Annotated in this window: 20 protein-coding genes and 2 pseudogenes; 8 read left to right on the forward strand and 14 right to left on the reverse strand. The window is 41.5% G+C overall.

The window, feature by feature from the left end:
- Positions 1-9: 9 nt before the first annotated feature.
- Positions 10-1,641, reverse strand: a complete 1,632-nt coding sequence (locus ORD22_RS06525; protein ID WP_317645174.1) for a Na/Pi cotransporter family protein — start codon at positions 1,639-1,641, stop codon at positions 10-12.
- Positions 1,642-1,880: 239 nt separating this feature from the next.
- Between ORD22_RS06525 and ORD22_RS06530 the strand changes: the two genes are divergently transcribed.
- Genes ORD22_RS06530 through ORD22_RS06545 form a run of 4 tightly spaced genes read left to right on the forward strand, consistent with a single transcriptional unit; the run spans position 1,881 to position 4,538 of the window.
- A complete protein-coding gene (locus tag ORD22_RS06530) occupies positions 1,881-2,384 on the forward strand; it encodes a DUF1189 family protein (RefSeq protein WP_317645123.1) in 504 nt (167 codons plus the stop codon).
- Between the two features lie 46 nt (positions 2,385-2,430).
- Positions 2,431-2,775 carry a hypothetical protein gene (locus ORD22_RS06535; protein ID WP_317645124.1) on the forward strand — a complete coding sequence of 115 codons (345 nt, stop codon included), beginning with the start codon at positions 2,431-2,433 and terminating at the stop codon, positions 2,773-2,775.
- A gap of 51 nt (positions 2,776-2,826) precedes the next feature.
- Positions 2,827-3,951, forward strand: a complete 1,125-nt coding sequence (gene ispG, locus ORD22_RS06540) for a flavodoxin-dependent (E)-4-hydroxy-3-methylbut-2-enyl-diphosphate synthase (protein ID WP_317645125.1) — start codon at positions 2,827-2,829, stop codon at positions 3,949-3,951.
- A complete protein-coding gene (locus ORD22_RS06545; protein ID WP_317645126.1) occupies positions 3,948-4,538 on the forward strand; it encodes a 5' nucleotidase, NT5C type in 591 nt (196 codons plus the stop codon). Before ispG ends, ORD22_RS06545 begins: the two co-directional genes overlap by 4 nt.
- Before the next feature lie 129 nt (positions 4,539-4,667).
- Here the strand turns inward: ORD22_RS06545 and ORD22_RS06550 are convergent.
- Positions 4,668-4,928 (reverse strand): annotated as a pseudogene (locus ORD22_RS06550) (hypothetical protein).
- 258 nt (positions 4,929-5,186) lie between these two features.
- Here ORD22_RS06550 and ORD22_RS06555 point away from each other — a divergent pair.
- Positions 5,187-5,351 carry an aspartyl-phosphate phosphatase Spo0E family protein gene (locus ORD22_RS06555; protein WP_317645127.1) on the forward strand — a complete coding sequence of 55 codons (165 nt, stop codon included), beginning with the start codon at positions 5,187-5,189 and terminating at the stop codon, positions 5,349-5,351.
- Between the two features lie 116 nt (positions 5,352-5,467).
- Here the strand turns inward: ORD22_RS06555 and ORD22_RS06560 are convergent, their stop codons facing one another.
- Genes ORD22_RS06560 through ORD22_RS06570 form a run of 3 tightly spaced genes read right to left on the reverse strand, consistent with a single transcriptional unit; the run spans position 5,468 to position 7,504 of the window.
- The gene (locus ORD22_RS06560) at positions 5,468-5,881 is read right to left on the reverse strand and encodes a Fur family transcriptional regulator (protein ID WP_317645128.1); all 414 of its coding nucleotides are present in this window, start codon (positions 5,879-5,881) and stop codon (positions 5,468-5,470) included.
- Positions 5,882-5,906: 25 nt separating this feature from the next.
- Entirely contained in the window at positions 5,907-6,737 is an 831-nt protein-coding gene (locus ORD22_RS06565) for a metal ABC transporter permease (RefSeq protein ID WP_317645129.1), read from the reverse strand.
- On the reverse strand, positions 6,734-7,504 hold the full coding sequence (locus tag ORD22_RS06570; RefSeq protein ID WP_317645130.1) for a metal ABC transporter ATP-binding protein: 771 nt from the start codon (positions 7,502-7,504) through the stop codon (positions 6,734-6,736). Before ORD22_RS06570 ends, ORD22_RS06565 begins: the two co-directional genes overlap by 4 nt.
- A gap of 99 nt (positions 7,505-7,603) precedes the next feature.
- On the opposite strand from ORD22_RS06570, the gene ORD22_RS06575 reads away from it, so the two are divergent.
- On the forward strand, positions 7,604-7,846 hold the full coding sequence (locus tag ORD22_RS06575; protein ID WP_317645131.1) for a hypothetical protein: 243 nt from the start codon (positions 7,604-7,606) through the stop codon (positions 7,844-7,846).
- A gap of 33 nt (positions 7,847-7,879) precedes the next feature.
- On the opposite strand, the gene ORD22_RS06580 is transcribed toward ORD22_RS06575, so the two are convergent.
- Both ORD22_RS06580 and ORD22_RS06585 read right to left on the reverse strand, forming a co-directional pair.
- Complete coding sequence (locus ORD22_RS06580) at positions 7,880-8,782, reverse strand: deoxyribonuclease IV (RefSeq protein WP_317645132.1); 903 nt, start codon at positions 8,780-8,782, stop codon at positions 7,880-7,882.
- Positions 8,779-10,074: a DEAD/DEAH box helicase gene (locus ORD22_RS06585; RefSeq protein WP_317645133.1), complete on the reverse strand. Its 1,296-nt coding sequence runs from the start codon at positions 10,072-10,074 to the stop codon at positions 8,779-8,781. The genes ORD22_RS06580 and ORD22_RS06585 overlap by 4 nt, the downstream gene beginning before the upstream one ends.
- Before the next feature lie 111 nt (positions 10,075-10,185).
- Here ORD22_RS06585 and vrrA point away from each other — a divergent pair, with 111 nt between their 5' ends.
- Positions 10,186-10,656 carry a VrrA/YqfQ family protein gene (gene vrrA, locus ORD22_RS06590; RefSeq protein WP_317645134.1) on the forward strand — a complete coding sequence of 157 codons (471 nt, stop codon included), beginning with the start codon at positions 10,186-10,188 and terminating at the stop codon, positions 10,654-10,656.
- A 69-nt stretch (positions 10,657-10,725) separates the two neighbouring features.
- Positions 10,726-11,691, forward strand: coding sequence for a 4-hydroxy-3-methylbut-2-enyl diphosphate reductase (locus ORD22_RS06595; protein WP_317645135.1), 966 nt, complete (start codon positions 10,726-10,728; stop codon positions 11,689-11,691).
- A 176-nt stretch (positions 11,692-11,867) separates the two neighbouring features.
- Here ORD22_RS06595 and ORD22_RS06600 read toward each other — a convergent pair whose 3' ends face one another.
- The 7 genes and pseudogenes from ORD22_RS06600 to ORD22_RS06630 all read right to left on the reverse strand — a co-directional run.
- A complete protein-coding gene (locus ORD22_RS06600; protein WP_317645136.1) occupies positions 11,868-12,989 on the reverse strand; it encodes a Nif3-like dinuclear metal center hexameric protein in 1,122 nt (373 codons plus the stop codon).
- Complete coding sequence (locus ORD22_RS06605) at positions 12,986-13,684, reverse strand: tRNA (adenine(22)-N(1))-methyltransferase (protein ID WP_317645137.1); 699 nt, start codon at positions 13,682-13,684, stop codon at positions 12,986-12,988. The genes ORD22_RS06600 and ORD22_RS06605 overlap by 4 nt, the downstream gene beginning before the upstream one ends.
- 117 nt (positions 13,685-13,801) lie before the next feature.
- The gene (locus tag ORD22_RS06610; protein ID WP_317645138.1) at positions 13,802-14,167 is read right to left on the reverse strand and encodes a c-type cytochrome; all 366 of its coding nucleotides are present in this window, start codon (positions 14,165-14,167) and stop codon (positions 13,802-13,804) included.
- Between the two features lie 138 nt (positions 14,168-14,305).
- Complete coding sequence (locus ORD22_RS06615; protein ID WP_317645139.1) at positions 14,306-15,445, reverse strand: acyl-CoA dehydrogenase family protein; 1,140 nt, start codon at positions 15,443-15,445, stop codon at positions 14,306-14,308.
- Positions 15,446-15,546: 101 nt separating this feature from the next.
- The gene (locus ORD22_RS06620) at positions 15,547-16,113 is read right to left on the reverse strand and encodes a hypothetical protein (RefSeq protein ID WP_317645140.1); all 567 of its coding nucleotides are present in this window, start codon (positions 16,111-16,113) and stop codon (positions 15,547-15,549) included.
- A gap of 86 nt (positions 16,114-16,199) precedes the next feature.
- Positions 16,200-17,369: an RNA polymerase sigma factor RpoD gene (gene rpoD, locus ORD22_RS06625; protein WP_317645141.1), complete on the reverse strand. Its 1,170-nt coding sequence runs from the start codon at positions 17,367-17,369 to the stop codon at positions 16,200-16,202.
- A gap of 15 nt (positions 17,370-17,384) precedes the next feature.
- A pseudogene (locus tag ORD22_RS06630) lies at positions 17,385-17,857 on the reverse strand (DNA primase); the annotation flags it as partial.

The following is a 17,857-nucleotide window of genomic DNA, read 5'->3' on the forward strand; positions in this document are numbered from 1 at the left end:
CCTCCTTCATCAAGCGTGTTTACCTAAAATAGCTTCTGCAATATTTACTGCGTGGTCACCGATTCGTTCCAAGTTTGAAACGATATCTACGAACACCATACCTGCCTGCGCACTACAATGTCCTTCATTTAGACGAATGATATGATTTTTACGGAAACGACGCTCCATATTATCAATCAAATCTTCTTTCTCGGAAACCGTACGAGCCAGTCCTGTGTCATTTTCATCCAGTGATTCAATGGCTTTTTGGACCGTTTCAATCGTCAATGTAAACATTTCTGTCAAATCATCTATTGCACCGTCTGTTAGCTTTAATTTATTCGTTTCACGTAAATCGATTAACTCAACAATATTCTCGAAGTGGTCACCAATTCGTTCAATATCGCGAACGCTATCCATTAACATGACGTGTCGTCCAGACTCTGCTGCAGATACGGTTACAGAAGATACTTCTACTAAATAGTCTGTAATCTTCCGGTCGAGGTTGTTAATGGCATCTTCTATTTGATAGGCGGTCTCCGCATGCTTTTTCTGTCCAGTCTTTAAATATTCAAATGTTTCTTTAAGACCTTGCACACTGAAATCACCCATTCGGATTATTTCTTCTTTGGCTTGTCCAATCGCAACAGCTGGTGATTGTGCGATGAAACGACGGTCAAGATGCTTCGGTTTGTATTCGATCGTCACATCTTCACCTGGTATCATCTTCGTAACGAAATACGCCCATGCCCCGATGAACGGGAATTGAAGAATTGTATTCGCGATGTTAAATGAACCGTGAGCAAATGCTATCTGCATTTTACTCTCTAAATTCAAGACACCAGATATCCACTCAACGTACGCGGTGAATGGAATCAACAACAACAGGAAAACAACCGTACCGACAACATTAAATAATACGTGTGTTGCAGCCGCGCGTCTAGCGGCGACTGATGCACCGATGGAAGCTAATATAGCGGTAATCGTTGTCCCGATGTTATCACCGAATAGGATGGGCAATGCGGCTTTCAACGTCACAAGGTCTTCAGCGTACAGACCTTGCAAAATTCCAACAGTCGCACTTGAACTCTGCACTATTAATGTGAAAATCGTTCCTGCTACAACACCTAGTAACGAGTGTTCACTCATTGCCAATGTGAAATCGGCAAATGCTTCTAATGAACGTAAAGGCTTCATACCACCACTCATTAACTCCAAACCTAAAAACAATCCCCCGAAGCCAAAAATAACTTCTCCTAAGTTCTTAATTTTAGCTTTATTAATGAAGAAAATCAGAAATGCACCAAATGCCATGATTGGCAATGCATAGGCTCCAACATCAAGACCGATGACGAATGCTGTCACAGTTGTACCAATATTGGCACCCATGATGACACCGATCGCTTGGCGAAGCGTCATAAACCCAGCACTTACAAGCCCGACTGTAATAACAGTTGTACCCGAACTAGACTGAATTAGCACCGTTACGATAATACCGACAAGAACGCCCATTAATGGATTGGTAGTAAAACGATCCAAGATTGCACGCAGTCTGTCCCCCGCAGCTTTTTGCAATCCATCCCCCATGTACTTAATTGCGAATAGGAAAATCCCTAAGCCCCCAAGAAATTGGAATATAATTTCTTGCCAGTTTACTTCCATTGAATTGTCAACCTCCATCAAACGATTTATCTACTGTCTAACCACTTCATTCCACACTTTACATGTGCGAGAAGTTCACCTTATTATGTTGGCAAAGAAGATGATTGTAAAGTATCGAATGACAATCTTTACATCACCTTAACAAAGCGGCTATGATTTGTCATTGAAATGTCGAATTTTAACGTAACATGTAAGTTTCATAAAAATGATAGACTATAGTACAGAAGGAGGCCGAGTCAGTGAAATTTCATCAGCTCTTTATAGCTTCATTGCACGAACCAAAGAAACTTGCTGCGTTTCGCTTACTGTCCATCGGTAAAGTCATTCAATACATATTTATTTTCATCTTTCTCTACACAACTGTATCGTTTTTACAGTTTGTACTTGGCGACCATTCCATATTCCAGTCATCTCCGGAATTAGCTGAAATAGGAGAAACTATCGGTTTATTAATTTATCCGATGGCTTTTGTATTACAGTTAGTTATTATTACGTCGTATTTATTTATTCGCATCAGCATTTTTGCTATTATAGGAGTATTGCTATTGAAACTATTGCATCGCCGCGGTGAGTTTCGCTTTATGTGGCGAACAGCAGCGATTGCTTCCACCCTTCCTATCTTGCTCACGATGACGTTTGAATTTTTACCAATGATGCAACGCTACAGTATTTGGATCGCATCGCTTGCCCATTTACTCTATGTGTGGCGGGCGGCTACGTACTATCCGAAACAGCCACGATGAATAGTCTTCCCTTTCCTCGCATAGTGTGAGGCAGGAGGGATGGACTATGAGAATATTTCTACTTGCGCTCGCTGTTTTTTGTATCGTACATTTCGTTCGTGTGGACTTAACCGATGGGACAATCCCTCTTGCAGCTTTTTTTGAAGATGAATCGTCCTGTATAGAGGAAACACCCAATCACGCAATTATCATTCGTGTGGTGGAAGGTGATACAATAGAATCGTTATTCGCATTATACCCAGATCCGACGCAAAACTTTCTAGAGAGGTTGGAACAATTTTATTCCATGAACCCTCATCTGAAAAAACAGCGATTTCAGGCTGGTGAACAAATTACTCTACCGATTGGTAAACAATCAGAACCTGCTTGTCAGGATAGTGACAGAAGCTAATTCCCATCTCATCCGCTGATGGTATTTATTTATTTGAAGGAGAGAAAAGTAATGACAGAAATGACTCATCGTTCTAAAACACGCCCCGTTAAAGTTGGTAACTTAACGATTGGAGGAAGCAACGAGCTATTTATGCAAAGTATGACGACAACGAAAACTCATGATGTCGAGGCTACAGTTGCGGAGATTAAGCGTTTAGAAGAGGCGGGTTGTCAAATTGTACGTGTAGCATGTCCAGACGAGCGTGCGGCCTATTCCATTGGCGCAATCAAAAAACAAATCAATATTCCACTCGTTGTGGATATTCACTTTGACTATAAATTGGCTTTGATCGCCATCGAACAAGGCGCAGACAAAATCCGTATTAACCCAGGTAATATCGGCCGTCAAGCAAAGGTCGAAGCAGTCGTCAATGCAGCAAAAGCAAAAGGCATTCCGATTCGTATTGGTGTCAACGCAGGTTCATTAGAGAAAAAGATTCTTGAGAAATATGGTTATCCAACAGCTGAAGGTATGGTAGAAAGTGCCTTACATCACATTAAAATATTGGAAGACTTGGATTTCCACGATATTATCGTGTCGCTCAAAGCATCTGACGTCAACTTGGCGATTGAAGCTTATAAACTAGCTTCTGCGGCATTCGATTATCCATTACACTTAGGTATCACGGAATCCGGTACATTATTCGCAGGTTCTATCAAGAGCGCGGCGGGTCTTGGTTCATTATTATCAGCTGGAATCGGGAATACGATGCGCGTATCGTTAAGTGCTGATCCAGTACAAGAAATTAAAGTAGCAAAAGAGCTATTGAAAGTGTTCGGATTGTCTTCAAACTCCGCAACATTAATCTCTTGCCCAACATGTGGACGTATCGAAATCGACTTGATCTCGATAGCGAATGAAGTGGAAGAATATATTTCAAACATTAAAGCACCGCTTAAAGTCGCTGTACTAGGTTGCGCAGTAAATGGACCGGGTGAAGCAAGAGAAGCTGATATCGGAATCGCAGGCGCTCGTGGCGAAGGCTTATTGTTCATGCACGGGAAAACAGTACGAAAAGTACCGGAAGAAACAATGGTCGAAGAGTTGAAGAAAGAAATCGATATTCTAGCTGAACAATATTTCGAGAAGAAACGACAAGAAGAAGCTCTTGTCCAAGGTGGCGTTTCTAAGTGAAAGACATCCGTTTCGGCATCGATATTGACGGAACTGTAACATGTCCGACTGCCCTATTGCCCCACATCAATAAACGTTTCGGTTCCAACCTGACGCTCAATGATATTAAAGAGTATGATCTAACAAAAGCATTCGATGTGGATCCTGAGCTATTCGGAAAATGGTATAAAGAAACAGAGGAACTGATCTATCAAACGTCTCCTGCGCAACAGTTTGCAAAAGAAGTGTTGACGGACTGGCAAAAGCAATTTGAATTGTTCTATATTTCTGCACGCGGGCAAAACGTACTGGAAGCTACGACCAACTGGTTCCATGAACAGCAAATTCCATACGATCATGTGGAACTAATTGGTACACACTACAAAATTGAAGCAGCAAAGCAATTTAACGTGGATGCTTTTTTCGAGGACAAACATGATAATGCGGTAGGAATCCATGAAGAACTAGACATCCCTGTCTTTTTGTTTGATACACCGTACAATCAAGATCCAATTCCACAAGGTGTCATACGCGTAGCAAATTGGCGGCAGGCTGATCAATACGTCAGAAGATTGTTCCATGCATCAGAAATGATTACGAATAAGTAAATGATAGAGCATCGCACGTTTGCGATGCTCTTTTTGTCTTTGTCAACTAACGCATAGACAAGAATGTTTATTTTCATCGAGATCTGACTTGAACCTAATATATGTTAGATAAAGTTCTTGATTCACTTATCAGATGGATATACTTTCCAGTTTACTTAATAGTTCATCTGGCATATGACAATAATCATCTAGATATCTAGCTAACCTATCTTAATGTTCTTCTGCACTTTTCACATAGTTTGTAAGAGGTAATACTTCGACGACTATACGATCACAATCACTCTCAAGTATATGGCTTATCCCATTTGCTCTTCCCGCTTCTGTAAAGATAACTCCAGGTAAAGTTTTTACAAACGCCTGTACTCCCTATAAACATCCACCACAAAATATATGACTTCCCTGCTCTCTGACCTCAAAAATTCATTCCAATTAAATACGATATACGAAAATTCTTTTTCACATGTAGGAAAATAATGAATAGTCTAACATCATACACATTTCCGTCATGATTCACCAACAATTTAAAAGTCATCCAAAATACGACATACTTTTCATTTTGGGCTTTGTATGATGTAAAAAAAGGGTTCAATCCTTACAAAAAAACTACAGCATTGCTTGAAGCATAATATATATCACGGAGGAATAGAAATGAAGAACACGATCAAAAAGAACTTAATGTTGTTTAGGATTAAAGTAAAAAGAATAGCTATGTATAAGAAAGCAGGACACTTAGGATTTACACATCCAAGCGTTGTAAAATGCAGCCAAGAGCTAGATAACTTATTGAACAAAGTACAGGGTATTTGTTCATAACTACAGAATAGAAACTACTGAATCGATCATGATAGTTTAAAAAAAAGACAGTTCCATTTTTTTGGATCTGTCTCTTCATTTATACTCAAATTTTATGCGAAAAATCTACTTGCTAACTATTCAATACACTTCGGACATCTACCATAAATCTCAAACTTATGCCCTTCAATCTCATACTCTGACAAATTCACCGTCACCATATCCATCGGGCAGCTAGGGATCGGTTTCGTGCTACCACAAGTAGTGCAAATAAAATGATGGTGATGGTGGTCTATAGCGCATTGCATACGAAATAGACGTTCCCCATTTAATTCCGTTTCATCCAAAATACCAAGCTTCGAAAAAACCGCTAGATTACGGTAGATCGTATCAAAGCTAATGCCTGGATTATCCTGCTCCACCGCCACGCGAACATCCATAGCGGTTACATAGTTATCCGCTTCATCAAAAAACCGAAGCAAAATCTCTCTATTTTTCGTTCGCTTGTAATCATGTTTTAATAAAATTTCCCACGCTTCATCTAAAGTCATATCAACGCGCCCCTTTCCACGATCTTTATGACCGTATCTTTTTCCAAAAAAGCACTAATAACAAAATGATAACTGACGTGACAACAATTGTTCCACCTGGCGCGATATCCAAGTAAAAAGCAGAAATCAGTCCGATAATTACAGAGATTTCACCGAACACGACAGAATAAACTAACGCCCCTTTATAACTCTTTGCGAGTTGGATTGCCGCCGCTACAGGTAATGTCATTAACGACGATACGAGTAAGATCCCGACGATACGCATTGAAGCGCCAATGACTAACGCTGTAATAATCATAAATACCGCCTGAATCACTCGTTCATTCACACCAGACACTCTCGCATACTCTGGATCAAATGCCAATGAAAATAGTTCTTTGTACAGAAAGTAGAGGAATGCGATAACAATGATCGCAATACTAATGACAATATATAAATCTTGACGACTCACTGCAGAAACTGAGCCGAATAAATAACCGACCAAATCCGTACCGAAGCCTTTCGCTAACGAAATGAAAATCGCACCGAAGCCGATACCGGCAGAAAGTATAATCGGAATCGCCAGTTCTTCAAAACTTTTGTACACTCTGCGCAAACGTTCAATAAGCAACGAACCTACAACTGCTGCACCCATTCCTAAATAGACAGGATTTAGCGCAGCAAAAAATAACACTTGCTGACTTAAATACAAGCTACCCGCTATACCCGCTAATGCGACATGACTCAGCGCATCAGAAATCATCGCCATACGCCGGACCACGATAAACAACCCAAGCATCGGTGCAATAATACCGATAATCAGACCGGACAGCACCGCGTTTTGTAAAAATTCATAAGTAAAAATGGCTTCAATCATGTAATCGGCTCCGTTTCTTTTTGATGAAGCCGTCGAATAGGATGTCCGTACCAGCCGGACAATTCTGACTCAGTCATTTTATCATAATCTTCATGTGCGCCATGGAAATGAATTGTGCGATTCAAGCAAGCGATATGTGTCGCAAGTTGAGTCACAACATCAATTTCATGTGTAACTAATAAAATGGCAATTCCATATTCACGATTTAATTCACTAAGCATAGAATAAAAGGATTCAACATTTTGTCGGTCAATCCCGACTGTCGGCTCATCCATAATTAGCAAATCTGGCTGACCGACAAGAGCTCTCGCGATAAATACACGTTGTTGTTGGCCACCTGATAGATTGCCGATGCTCTCGTGTTGATAGTCCGCCATTTTAACGACATGTAGCGCATCTATTGCCTTCCGTTCATCTTCTTTGTTAAAACGCTTGAACAGCCCTTTTCTACTTGTCAAACCACTTTTTACCACTTCTAGCACAGTTGCAGGAAACTTCGTTGAAAACGCATTGGATTTTTGCGAAACATAGCCAATCCGCTGTTGCTGTTTAAATGAATCAATCGGGCCACCAAATAACTGGATGGTCCCTTCTGTCGGCTTTAGTAGCCCTAAAATAATTTTAAGTAATGTTGATTTCCCCGAACCATTCGGACCGATCAACGCCCAAAATTCTCCTTGCTTCACTTCTAAACTAACATCAGAAAGTGCAATGGAGTGATGATAGTTATGTGTTATATGTTTTAGCTTAATGATGGAATTGGTCATATACATATCCCTTCCTTTAATTCGGAACCATTCCGATTACTTTATGAATTATATCGGAATTTGCGGTGGGATACAACCAATTGAAAGGAATTGATGAGGATGGATTTATTACAATTGATTCAGCAGATTAAAATGTTATCGGATGATGAGGCAAAACGCTATGCAGCAGACAACGGTGTCGAGTTATCTGTTAGAGAAATCCAGCAATTACGACCGATGTTGGATGAGATTTCATTCTCATGGTTATTTACTGGAATTCCGCCAGCTTTTATTGAGCGGGTGGCACAAATAATCGGTTACGAGAAAACGATACTTTATTTGGAACAGTATCGACTACAATAGAAAAAAGCGTTGCCGTTAAGCAACGCTTGAAGATTAGTTCTGTAATTCCTGCAATAAAGCAGGCGTAAATTGTTTGTTTTTCAACATCTCGATTTCTATCGCATAGGGTGCTTTTTTATTCGTTTTGTCTGTTCCGATAAAAGGTGTTTCTAAAATTTTTGGAACGTCCTTGAATGTCGGATGGTGAACGATATAAGCGAGTGGTTCGAAACCGATGTGACCGAAGCCAATATTTTCATGACGGTCTTTTCCAGCGCCGCGTTCGTTTTTACTGTCGTTCACGTGAATAACAGAAATTCGATCGAGTCCAACGATTTGTTCGAACTCATCGAGTACACCAGCGAAGTCGTTGACGATGTCGTATCCTGCGTCGTGAACGTGACACGTGTCGAAGCACACAGATAGGCGCTCGTTATTTTTCACGCCATCAATGATCTTTGCGATTTCGTCGAAACTTCTACCGCATTCCGTACCTTTACCAGCCATCGTCTCCAGCGCAATACGAACGTTCGCGTCTTCAGCTAGGACTTCATTCAGCCCTTCGATGATTTTCGCAATTCCTACGTCTGCTCCAGCGCCTACGTGTGCACCTGGATGCAAGACGATCTGGTTTACTCCTAACGCTTCTGTGCGCTGAATTTCTTGCTGCAAGAAATCTACACCTAAACGAAACGTTTCCGGTTTTGTTGTGTTAGCGACATTGATGATGTAGGGAGCGTGGACAACGATATTGGATAGACCATTAGCTTTCATATGTTCCGTGCCAAGTTCTATATTCAATTCTTCAATCGGTTTACGTCTCGTGTTTTGTGGAGCTCCTGTATAAATCATAAACGTATTAGCTCCGTAGCTTAGCGCTTCTTCACTGGAGCCGAGCAGCATTTTTTTGCCGCTCATCGATACGTGGGACCCTAGAAGGATTTCATTTGGTGTCATGATCTCTTCTTCATTCTCCTTTGTCTCTTTTTGAATTTTTCTTGTTGTTCAGCCATCTTTTTCTTATAGCCCGGCTTTACTTTATCCGGTTTGCGAATTATGGAAGTAGCTTTTAAATCGATTTCATCTATTTCACGTACGCGTTTCTTACGCGCTTGGCGTTCTTTGACTTCAATCCATTCACCATTTTTGACATCTTCATGAACAAACGGGATACCAAGCTTTTCAATGCGGTTAATCGCATCTTCATCTTCTGGCTTATATAGCGTAATCGCTGTGCCTTGTAGTCCTGCACGCGCCGTCCGTCCTACACGGTGAATGAAAAATTCAAGATCTTCCGGTAATTCAAAGTTGATAACATGGCTGACACCTGGAATATCGATACCGCGTGCTGCTAAGTCTGTTGCCACAATATATTGATACTCAAGATCACGCACTTGCTTCATTGTCCGTGTACGTTCGCGTGGTGTTAAATCACCGTGGATTCTTCCTACTTTATGGCCATGTTCAGCTAAGTAGTCCGCTAATTGATTAGCATTTTGTTTCGTATTCATAAAGATAATCGCCAAATAGGGCTGAATTGCGTCCATAACGTGTAGCAATTTCTTATTTTTATCCATACTTCTAACAGGCACTAATGAATAATGCATATTTTCTGTTAATGGCTTTTTATCATCCATTTGGATATGGACAGGTGAATTCATATATTTTGCCAAGAACGGCTTGAGTTTTTCCGGAATCGTTGCAGAAAACACATACATATTCAGTTTATTTGGCATTCTTGAAGCGAATTTATCAATATCTTCAATGAATCCCATATCAAACGCAAGATCTGCCTCATCGATCACGAGCTGTGTGGCCGTGTGAATCGCCAATGCACCTGATTCCGACATATCTTGTATACGACCTGGTGTGCCGACAATGATATGTGGTGTACTTCGCAGGCGTTCTGCAGAGCGTTTTTTATCAGTACCTCCGATGAGGATAGCACTCTTGATGTCCGTACCGTCAATTAACTTCTTCAATTCATCATGCAGCTGAACAGCTAATTCACGCGTTGGCGCGGTAATGACCGTTTGTAATTCTTCTTGTTCTATATTAATTTTTTCAACAAGCGGGATTAAGAAACTGTGGGATTTCCCTGTTCCTGTATGCGCTTGTCCAATCGCACTTGTGTTTTTCATGATCAATGGAATGATCTCTTTTTGTATCGGTGTCGGTTCTTCAAACCCTAACTTTTGAATGGCTTCCCTCAAAAACGGTTTGAACTGGTAATCTGTAAATTTCGACATATCGTTCCTCCTCTAGCTTATACCTCATTGTAACATGATTTGGTGCCATCAGTTGCTTTTTTCGCATAGGATAGCATAGTTGTACAGAAAAATTCCGGAAAGGAGTTCATCATGAGATATCAATCTTTTTATCCATTTAGTAATCAGCAGCGGCCAATGACACCCGGGCCGCCTCCCCCGCGATTTCAGGGTGGCGGAACTCAACAACCGTTTCCTCGAGGGATGCAGGGTAATGCTGGCAGTTTTGGACCCCAAGGATCCCCTCAAGGTTCTATGCCTTCACAAGGAATGCCACAGTCACAAGCTGGACAATCGGGTGGTTCACGAGCAGATCAATATATGCAGACTGCCAATCGCTTTTTAAATACTGCCCAACAGTTTGCTCCTCTCGTGCAACAGGTTGCGCCAATGCTTCAAAACTTACCCGCTATGTGGAAATTATATAAAGGGTTTCAATCTATGCCAGATGCGCCTGCTCCACCGTCTGCTAGTCCTATAAATCCCGCAGCACCACGTGCACAAGCACCACCCATACCTAATGATCAGCCCGCTCCACCAAGAATTTATCAACCTCCCTTCTGAACTCTTTGAATCAACCGCCAATCTCCGCTATAATGAAAGAGAACTTACTAGAAGAGTGGAGTGGAAGAAATGAAGGTACTCAAGATTTCACCAAGAGGTTATTGTTATGGCGTGGTGGATGCGATGGTCATTGCTAGAAACGCTGCGCTTGATACATCCTTGCCTAGGCCCATTTATATATTAGGTATGATTGTCCACAATAAACACGTAACGGACGCATTCGAAGAAGATGGGATCATTACGTTGGATGGAGAAAATCGCCTAGATATTTTACGAAAAGTCGATAAAGGAACGGTCATCTATACAGCACACGGCGTATCACCCGAAGTACGTAAACTTGCAAAAGAAAAAGGATTAGTTGCGATTGATGCGACATGTCCAGATGTTTCGGTCACACACCATTTGATCGAAGAGAAAGTCGCAGAAGGCTATGACATTCTTTATATCGGTAAAAAACATCACCCAGAGCCTGAAGGAGCGATCGGTGTCGCACCTGATTCTGTTCATTTAATTGAAAGACTGGAAGATATCGAAAACTTACAAGTAGATAACGAAAAGCTGTTGGTAACGAATCAAACAACGATGAGCCAATGGGATGTCGCGCATTTGATGGAAGAATTAGAGCGCAAGTATCCGCACATTGAAGTGCATAAAGAAATTTGTCTAGCAACACAAGTCCGTCAAGAAGCGGTTGCACAACAAGCAGGAGAAGCAGATTTACTGCTAGTCGTTGGCGATCCAAAAAGTAATAACTCCAATCGTTTAACACAAGTATCTGTAGAAATTGCGAATACACCTTCTTACCGAATCTCAGACGTCTCAGAAATCGATCCTGCATGGTTGATGGATATTGAGACAGTAGCTGTTACAGCAGGTGCTTCGACGCCTACAGTGATCGTTAGAGAAGTTATTGCTTACTTGAGCGACTTCGATGCAGCGGATCCTTCTACGCATCAACCTGAACGTAAATTTAAGCTTGATAAGATTTTACCGAAGATCAAAAATCCTAGTCCTGTCGTTCGAATTGAACCGTAAGTTGAATTTACGAAAAAAACACCACCAAGAGCTATCTCTTGGTGGTGTTTTACTTATGGATAAAAGGTAGTATGCTCGGGGGGATCCCGTTCGACAGGGTTAGAAATCCCCTCAAATACATCAGCATGAAACGCACTGTAACACCATCTAACTACTTTCCAATGACTAGAGATAACTTAAGATAAAAACTGAAATGGTTCTGTAATGACTTTAGATTCGATGCACGTAATGTCTAGATTCTTTTCTTCACATAGCGCAGTGAGCTTCTTTGCCACACCCGCAATCATGATCTTTTCAATATTATGCCCTGGATCGACTACCGCAATGCCTAATGCTTGTGCGTCTTGAGCGACGTGGTAATATAAATCACCTGTGACAAGCACGTCCGCACCTTTCCGCTTAGCTGCTGCGATATATTTGTTGCCGTCGCCTCCAAGTACCGCCACTTTGCGGATCGGTGTTTCTGGATCACCGACGAAGCGTAATGCGGGAACGTCGAATGCCTGTTTCACCTGTTTAGCAAATTGCTTCAATGTGATTTCTTCAGCAATCCGGCCTACACGTCCGATTCCTTGCACATTTGTTTTTTGCTGCATCTTGAACAAATCAAATGCCGGCTCTTCATATGGATGTGAACTAAACATCGCCTTCGTGACTTTTGACTGAAGACTTTCCGGGAAGACGACTTCAATACGCTCTTCATCTACTCGTGTTGCTCCTCCGACTTCACCAATCGTCGGGTTCGCTCCGTCAACTGGCGTAAAACGTCCAACACCTTGCGAGCTAAAACTACATGCTACGTAATCACCGATGGCACCTGCTCCTGCTTCCGCCAAGCTCTTGCGAAGCTTGTCCGCGTCTGATTGTGGGCAAAAGACTGCAAGCTTCACCAAATGCTCAGAGTCAGTCACGTCAATTGGCTCTGTCTCAAGAACACCAAGTCGTTCCGCGAGCATATCATTAACGCCACCTTCTGTAATATCTAAATTCGTATGCGCCGCATAGACCGCGATATCATGTTTGATGCATTTCTCGATCATCTTTCCTTGCGGAGTATCTGTCCAAATCGTTTTCAACGGGCGGAATAATGGCGGGTGATGTGCAATCACGAGATTCGCACCTTGTTCAATCGCTTCATCAATCACTTGTTCATTGACATCGAGCGTGATAAGTACTTTTTCTACTGGTCGATTCAATTGACCGATATGCAAGCCGACAGGATCCCCTTCGAATGCTAGTCGTTTAGGTGACCACTTTTCAAAAATCTCGATTATCTGATGTCCATTCGCTTTTCTCATGTAGTTAACACCTTCCTAATTAATTCATACTGCTGTTCAATAACCGCTTTCTTCTGTTGTATCTCTTCTGTCTGCTCCGCTTGATCAAGAGCTGCCAGCACACGCATCCATTCCGCCATTTCCCTTTCCCATTTGGCATGAAAAACAGCTGAAGCTTTTTCTTTTAGAATAGGACCCACTAAAAGTTCAGTCGGCGTATAACTAGCTGTACCTCTCTCTAACACGAGCACTTCATAGATTTTTCCGTCCTCTTGTAGAATTTCTTCATCCACAAGATAAAAGTTGTTTGCGACAGCCCACTCCCGGATCGCTATGGCGTGAATATTCGGCTGTGCAATGATGCGCGTTACATTCGACAAAAGATCTTTCCCAGCTTCTAGAATGGACGTAATTAATGTGCCACCCATACCTGCAATTGTAACTGTTTCTACCTCATCTGTTGGTTGAATGGCTTGTAATCCATTAGCTAAGCGCACGTCTATCATGTTCGTAAAACCGTTAGCTTCCACATTACGCTTCGCTTGTTCATACGGACCTTTCACGACTTCTCCAGCAATCGCCTTTGAAATAATTCCTTTATTCATCAAATAACAAGGTAAATATGCATGATCGCTACCGATATCAGCGAGCACTGTATGTTGTGGAACGAAACTTGCGACCATCGCAAGACGTTCAGATAATTGGTTCGTGTTCATAAATTCCCGCCTTTCATTCCACTCTATTGTATAATTGGTAAGCATTTCGTGCAATGTAAAAGAGCTATTGAACCAAGGAGTTCCAAGGTTCAATAGCTCTATTTTGTAAGTAAGCATTCAGTCTAGTGATAAAATGTAATCTACCATTTCATCTATGTTCTCATCTGGAACAAGTCCAGCAGGCATAGCTGTTCCTGCAACGCCGTCTTTGATTGCGTCATGCAATACTTTCGGATCGCTTTTGCTGTTAAGAGCAGGCCCCATTCCGCCGGATAAGTTTTCACCGTGACAACTTATACACTTTTGCTGAGCGACAGCTTCTGCATCAAATTCGCCAGTGTTTGCATTTTCTTCTTGCGTAGTGCCTTCTTCTGGTCCAGCAATTTCTTCTTTTTGCTCTAAACCATAAAGTGATAAGAAGAAAATCAGTCCAATTCCGAGCGCGAAAATCAAGAAAAATGGTACAATAGGATTTTTATTCATTGGATTACCCTCCTTCACCAAAATCTATTCTGTAAAAGATACAGTATACATTTAACATTGTACTGTATCTATGCGGAAACTGAAAGTGTTATTGAAGGACTTTCTCCCTTTTGTGACAGTTTCGTCATAATTTTCGTTTTAGCAACCTATTTGTCTAGCAATGACCATTCGTTGAACTTCTGAAGTCCCTTCGCCAATCTCCAAAAGCTTGGCATCCCGTAGATAGCGCTCGACTTCATATTCTCGCATATAGCCATAGCCGCCATGGATTTGAATCGCTTCGTTTGAAACTTCCATCGCGATTTCTGAAGCGTACAATTTACACATTGATGCCTCTTTCGTGAACTTTCTTCCTTGATCCTTCAGCCATGCCGCTTTATAAACCATCGTTCGTGCGAGTTCAATTTTCATCGCCATATCTGCAAGCTTAAATTGCGTACTTTGGAATGAAGAAAGCGTCTGACCGAATTGCTTGCGTTCCTTCGAATAGCTTAACGCGCGCTCATACGCAGCTTGTGCGATACCGACTGCCATAGCCCCAATACCAATCCGTCCACCGTCTAGCGTCACGAGGAACTGCTGGAACCCTTTCCCACGCTCTCCAAGTACGTTCTCTTCAGGCACGACGACTTGATCAAATACTAATTCAGTTGTGTTCGATGCATGCAGGCCCATTTTTTCATAGTTGTCGATGATTGTGAAGCCTTCTGCATCTGTAGGTACTATAATTGCGCTAATTTCCTTCTTGCCTTCAGAACGGTCTGTGATTGCTGTAATCGCTAAGTGTTTTGCATAGCTGGCATTCGTTATAAAGACCTTTGAGCCGTTAATCGTATATTTACTATCCTTTAACACAGCCGTTGTTTCCGTCCCACCTGCATCTGATCCTGCATTTGGTTCTGTCAGGCCGAATGCACCAAATGACTCTCCCAAACAAATAGGCGTCAAAAAACGTTCTTTTTGTTGTTCTGTACCAAATAAATGTAACGGTGCACCACCTAATGAAATATGAGCGGAATACGTAATACCTGTCGATGCACAAGCTCGACTCAACTCTTCTGTGACAATCGCAAAACTAATCGTATCTGCGCCTGCACCACCGTATTTTTCGGGGAATGGTAAACCCATCATCCCCATCGCAGATAGCTTCTTGAAAATTGCTATAGGAAACTCACCTGTTCGATCACGGTCGATTGCACCAGGCGCCACTTCTTCATTCGCAAAATCTCTCATCAACTTTTTTACCATTAGCTGTTCTTGAGTTAAATCAAAGTTCATTTTGATCATCCTCTCTTTATGAAAACCCTTACATCTCATTATATAGAAAACGGACAGATATTAGCAATAAATTCATTGCCATCTGTCCATTTATTGGATACTTAAAGTGATAAAATCAGGAACGCGATAATTGTCAACAAGCCGAGTGAACCGGAAATCGTAAAATATAATAATTTCAGCACTCTTCCTGTAAATAGCCACAGACTACAGTTCAACATAAGTAGTCCGATTAATAATGTAGTATCCGCGTTAAAATAGACTGTCCAGATTTTCAACGACATCATCAATAATAAAAAAGCCAATGATATGTATAAAAATGGTGCGAAGCCATTTCTAATAAATGATTTTCTCGAAACAATCAGAAGAAAACTGAACGCTAATAAAGCAGCTGCGACTAACGTGACCATCGGATACTCTGTATACAAGAACATCGCAGCAGACGCTACACCCGCCAACAACAAACTAAAGAGTAAGATCATCAATTGTTTTGTCCGCAATTGCCTACGTTCTTTCTGTAGTGTGGAAGTTTTCTTTTCCGCGACTTCATCAGGGTCTTCCCCTTGCGCGTATAGCGTGATTAAGAAATCACAATAATGTTCAGGTAAAAGTTTATTCTGTTTCCAATAACGGATTTCAGAAATAATGATCTGTTTTTTTTCCTTAGTCATCCTTTCTCCCCCAATAGCTCGAATGGTTACTGTACCACTTGATGGATATAGAAAATGCATCGGCTAGTTTGAAGCCGATGCATCTATTACTCTAAAAAGTCTTTTAATCGTTTACTGCGTGAAGGATGGCGCAATTTCCGAAGGGCTTTCGCTTCAATCTGACGAATACGTTCACGTGTTACACCGAAGACTTTACCTACTTCTTCTAGCGTGCGCGTACGGCCATCATCTAAACCAAAACGAAGACGCAACACATTTTCTTCACGATCTGTCAATGTATCCAAAACATCTTCAAGTTGCTCTTTCAGCAACTCATACGCTGCATGGTCTGATGGAGATTGAGCTTCCGAGTCTTCAATGAAATCACCTAAATGTGAGTCATCTTCTTCTCCAATAGGCGTTTCCAATGATACCGGTTCTTGTGCAATCTTCAAGATTTCGCGAACTTTTTCTGGCGTTAAATCCATTTCTTCGCCAATTTCTTCAGGAGAAGGCTCTCGTCCTAAATCTTGCAGAAGTTGCCGCTGTACACGAATCAATTTATTGATCGTTTCAACCATGTGCACAGGAATACGGATTGTACGGGCTTGGTCTGCAATTGCACGAGTGATCGCTTGACGAATCCACCACGTCGCATACGTACTGAATTTAAAGCCTTTTGTATGGTCAAACTTCTCAACCGCTTTAATCAGTCCCATATTTCCTTCTTGTATCAAATCAAGGAATAGCATGCCACGACCGACATAACGCTTCGCAATACTAACGACTAAACGAAGGTTGGCTTCGGCTAATTTCTTCTTGGCATTTTCACCACGAATAATAGCTGCATCTATTTTAGGGGTCATTTTCCCTGTTTCTTCTAACTCTGCTTCTGCTTCGATACCGTCTTGGATTCGAATAGCTAAGTCGACTTCTTCTTTACCTGTTAGTAAGTCTACACGCCCGATTTCTTTCAAATACATGCGAACAGGGTCGTTGATTCTAACACCTGGTGGTACACTTAAATCATTTAAATCGAATTGTTCTTCCTTCTCGCTCTTAGGATCAGCCTCATCTTTTCTATCCATTTCAATTTCTTGCGCTTCTATTTGATCAAGGAACTCTTCAAACTGATCCGGTTCCATTTCGAAAGATGCCAACTTTTCGGTTACATCCTCTAATGATAATTCACCTGTTTTTTTACCAGCCTCAATAATAGCCGCTTTTGCTTCTTCTAGAGTCATTTCAACTCCGCTCGCTTGTTCTTCTTTTGTCATAGTGACTATACCTCCTTACAGAACCTTTAACGATCTCAAAAGTTGGATGACTTCTGAGCCCAACTCCATTGCCTTTGATAAGTCGTTCCTTTTTTCTGCTTCTTTTGATTCGTGCTGTTTTTGTTCGATTAAACGTTTTAGTTGATTACGCTTCAAGTGACGGATACAATCTTCTACTTCTTGCGCTGTATGTTCTTCTGATATATCTGCTCTAATCGCTCCCATGACCACATTCTGCAACTGGCGATCTTCAAGCGTTTCAACAAATCGCTGATAGTTTGGCAGGTCATATTGTTCATAAAACGCGGCTAGCTTAAAAAATATTTTCATAATATCTTCTCTAACAAATAACTCTTGAAGTTCTAGGCGTTTTTCTTCAAACAAGTCTGCATCCATTAACAAACGTGCAAGTAGGAGCTGTTCGGCGCGATCTGTTTCTGTTTTGTTTACAGTTGCTCTTGTGATGTGTACAGATCGACTTTCCTCAA

It is taken from the genome of Sporosarcina sp. GW1-11 (assembly GCF_033088395.1).
Classification (GTDB): Bacteria; Bacillota; Bacilli; order Bacillales_A; family Planococcaceae; genus Sporosarcina.

Bases quoted from the DNA above. Each gene is read 5' to 3' on its own strand.
- ORD22_RS06585 (WP_317645133.1), bottom strand. From the start codon at position 10,074: ATGTCGAAATTTACAGATTACCAGTTCAAACCGTTTTTGAGGGAAGCC.
- ORD22_RS06610 (WP_317645138.1), bottom strand. From the start codon at position 14,167: ATGAATAAAAATCCTATTGTACCATTTTTCTTGATTTTCGCGCTCGGA.
- vrrA (WP_317645134.1), top strand. From the start codon at position 10,186: ATGAGATATCAATCTTTTTATCCATTTAGTAATCAGCAGCGGCCAATG.
- ORD22_RS06525 (WP_317645174.1), bottom strand. From the start codon at position 1,641: ATGGAAGTAAACTGGCAAGAAATTATATTCCAATTTCTTGGGGGCTTA.
- ORD22_RS06565 (WP_317645129.1), bottom strand. From the start codon at position 6,737: ATGATTGAAGCCATTTTTACTTATGAATTTTTACAAAACGCGGTGCTG.
- ORD22_RS06570 (WP_317645130.1), bottom strand. From the start codon at position 7,504: ATGACCAATTCCATCATTAAGCTAAAACATATAACACATAACTATCAT.
- ORD22_RS06620 (WP_317645140.1), bottom strand. From the start codon at position 16,113: ATGACTAAGGAAAAAAAACAGATCATTATTTCTGAAATCCGTTATTGG.
- ORD22_RS06595 (WP_317645135.1), top strand. From the start codon at position 10,726: ATGAAGGTACTCAAGATTTCACCAAGAGGTTATTGTTATGGCGTGGTG.
- ORD22_RS06615 (WP_317645139.1), bottom strand. From the start codon at position 15,445: ATGAACTTTGATTTAACTCAAGAACAGCTAATGGTAAAAAAGTTGATG.
- ORD22_RS06580 (WP_317645132.1), bottom strand. From the start codon at position 8,782: ATGACACCAAATGAAATCCTTCTAGGGTCCCACGTATCGATGAGCGGC.
- ispG (WP_317645125.1), top strand. From the start codon at position 2,827: ATGACAGAAATGACTCATCGTTCTAAAACACGCCCCGTTAAAGTTGGT.
- ORD22_RS06560 (WP_317645128.1), bottom strand. From the start codon at position 5,881: ATGACTTTAGATGAAGCGTGGGAAATTTTATTAAAACATGATTACAAG.
- ORD22_RS06575 (WP_317645131.1), top strand. From the start codon at position 7,604: ATGGATTTATTACAATTGATTCAGCAGATTAAAATGTTATCGGATGAT.
- ORD22_RS06605 (WP_317645137.1), bottom strand. From the start codon at position 13,684: ATGAACACGAACCAATTATCTGAACGTCTTGCGATGGTCGCAAGTTTC.
- ORD22_RS06535 (WP_317645124.1), top strand. From the start codon at position 2,431: ATGAGAATATTTCTACTTGCGCTCGCTGTTTTTTGTATCGTACATTTC.
- ORD22_RS06600 (WP_317645136.1), bottom strand. From the start codon at position 12,989: ATGAGAAAAGCGAATGGACATCAGATAATCGAGATTTTTGAAAAGTGG.
- rpoD (WP_317645141.1), bottom strand. From the start codon at position 17,369: ATGACAAAAGAAGAACAAGCGAGCGGAGTTGAAATGACTCTAGAAGAA.
- ORD22_RS06555 (WP_317645127.1), top strand. From the start codon at position 5,187: ATGAAGAACACGATCAAAAAGAACTTAATGTTGTTTAGGATTAAAGTA.